At 61.4% G+C, this 1927-nt stretch carries 3 protein-coding genes; all 3 read right to left on the reverse strand.

All coding sequences use genetic code 11. The annotated features are described in order from the left end of the window. Positions 1-572: phosphotransferase family protein (locus JNL55_RS32575; protein WP_293864558.1), on the reverse strand; the 572-nt coding region annotated here is incomplete at its 3' end. Beyond that, positions 569-1741 carry an acyl-CoA dehydrogenase family protein gene (locus JNL55_RS32580; RefSeq protein ID WP_293864561.1) on the reverse strand — a complete coding sequence of 391 codons (1173 nt, stop codon included), beginning with the start codon at positions 1739-1741 and terminating at the stop codon, positions 569-571. The genes JNL55_RS32575 and JNL55_RS32580, both read right to left, overlap by 4 nt. Positions 1742-1765: 24 nt before the next feature. After that, positions 1766-1927, reverse strand: a 162-nt coding sequence (locus tag JNL55_RS37575; RefSeq protein ID WP_415923207.1) for an SDR family oxidoreductase, incomplete at its 5' end; no start/stop codon positions are given.

A 1927-nucleotide genomic window follows, 5' to 3' on the forward strand; every position in this document is an offset into this window, starting at 1 on the left:
CGGCCGGCTAGCGTGTCGTTGCGATACTGATCGGAGAGTCGCTTCAGCTGTCGTTGCACATAGCCGCCACTGCGGCCGTAGTCGCCCAGGCCAATTACCTGCGGATCGAGTCGATGCAGCCGAGCCAACGTTCGGCTCATCGCTTGGAAATATTCAGGTCGCTGTTCGCGTGGCACGTCGGGGAGAGTGGCGTCCCAGAAGATCCGGCCTGCGACCAAGTCCATCACATAGAACGGAGTACCGAGCACAGACTCATCCGTGCAGAGTGCATGCATGCGAGGCACGGGAAATCCGACCGCGCCGAGCGCCGCTTGTACTCGTGCTTCGCGTTCGACGGCGTGTGCGCCCGGCAGAATCGGCCCGCCAGGTTTACGGCGCAGGACATAGCTTGCTGTCGGCGTGCTGAGTTTGTAAGTGGGGTTCGATTGCCCGCCTTTGAACTGTTCGATCAGCAGTGGCCCAGCATAGTTAGGCACGTGAGCGCGCAGCCATTGGTCGAGTCGCTCGGCATCGAGTTCATAGCCGGCACGGACTGGTGTCGTGCCTATGTTGGCTTGTTGGCTGGTGCTCATGAGGCGGCCTGCAGATGATCGCGCTTGAGCTTCTTCGCCAGCGACCACTTGTGCACTTCGGTCGGGCCGTCGTAGATCCGAAACGCGCGGATCTCACGAAACACCTGCGCGACGATGGTGTCGCTCGACACGCCGGTGCCGCCCATCACTTGAACGCAGCGATCTGCTACACGAAACAACGCGTCGGCTACCGCCACCTTGGTCATGGAGCTTTCGCTGACGCCCAGCGAACCGGTGTCTAGCACGTCGGCACACCAGTAAATCATCAGCTCGGCTTGTTTCAAGTCGATGAGATTGTCGGCCAGTTGGAAGCCCACGCCTTCATGCTCGATCAGCAGCTTGCCGAACGCGCGGCGTCGGCAGGCGTATGCAGTGGCAATTTCGTGCGCGCGCTGACAGGCGCCTAGCCAACGCATGCAGTGAGAGAGCCGGGCGGGGGAAAGTCGAATTTGAGCGAGTGCAAATCCTTGGCCGGGTTCGCCCAACAGCTGCTCGCGTGACACGCGCAGGTTCTCGATGCTCAACAGCGAGTGGCCGCCGGCGAACGAACTATCGATGGTGTCCAACACGCGCTCGGTGCGAATCGCGGCACTGGGCAGATCCACTAGAAACATCGAGGCGGCCACCTTGCCGTCGCTGCCTGTGTTGGCCATGACGATGCCGACGCCCGCGCCTTTAAAACCGGTGATAAAGGTCTTGCGGCCGTTGATGATCCAGTCGTCGCCGTCGGGTATGGCCGTGGTTTGCAACATCGACGGATCGGAACCGGCGCCTTGATCGTCGGCGGGCTCGGTCATCAGAAACGCCGATCGCACTTCACCTCGTACCATGGGTTCCAGGAAGCGCGTTCGTTGCGACTCCGAAGCCACTTTGCCGAGCAGATACATGTTGCCTTCGTCGGGCGCGTTGGTATTGCAGGCGAGCGGGCCGAGCGGCGAGAGTCCGGTCTTGATCAACACCGTCGCGGTGTCGCGCTGACTCAAGTGCGAACCATCGGGGCGAATGTGAGGCGTCAACACGCCGGCCTGCCGCGCCTTAGTGCGCAATTCGTGCATCAGATCCTGCTCAGGGCCATGCGAGGTGCTTCGAGGATCGCGTTCGTAGGGAATGACGACGTCGCGCACGAAGCGTTCGACGCGGTCGGCAAGCTGAGTAGTTTCGTTAGTCATGACAGTGCTGTTCCAAAGGGTGGCTCAGAGGCCACTTACCAAGTGACCGCCGTCCACGTTCAGTATCGTACCTGTGATGTAGCTGGCCGCATCCGACGCCAGCAGTAACAAGGGCGCGCTCAGCTCATCGAGAGTGCCGAGCCGCCGCTGCGGAATGCGCTGGATCAGCGCCTTGCCCGCATCGGT

The organism is Steroidobacter sp., assembly GCF_016790065.1.
GTDB lineage: Bacteria > Pseudomonadota > Gammaproteobacteria > Steroidobacterales > Steroidobacteraceae > Steroidobacter.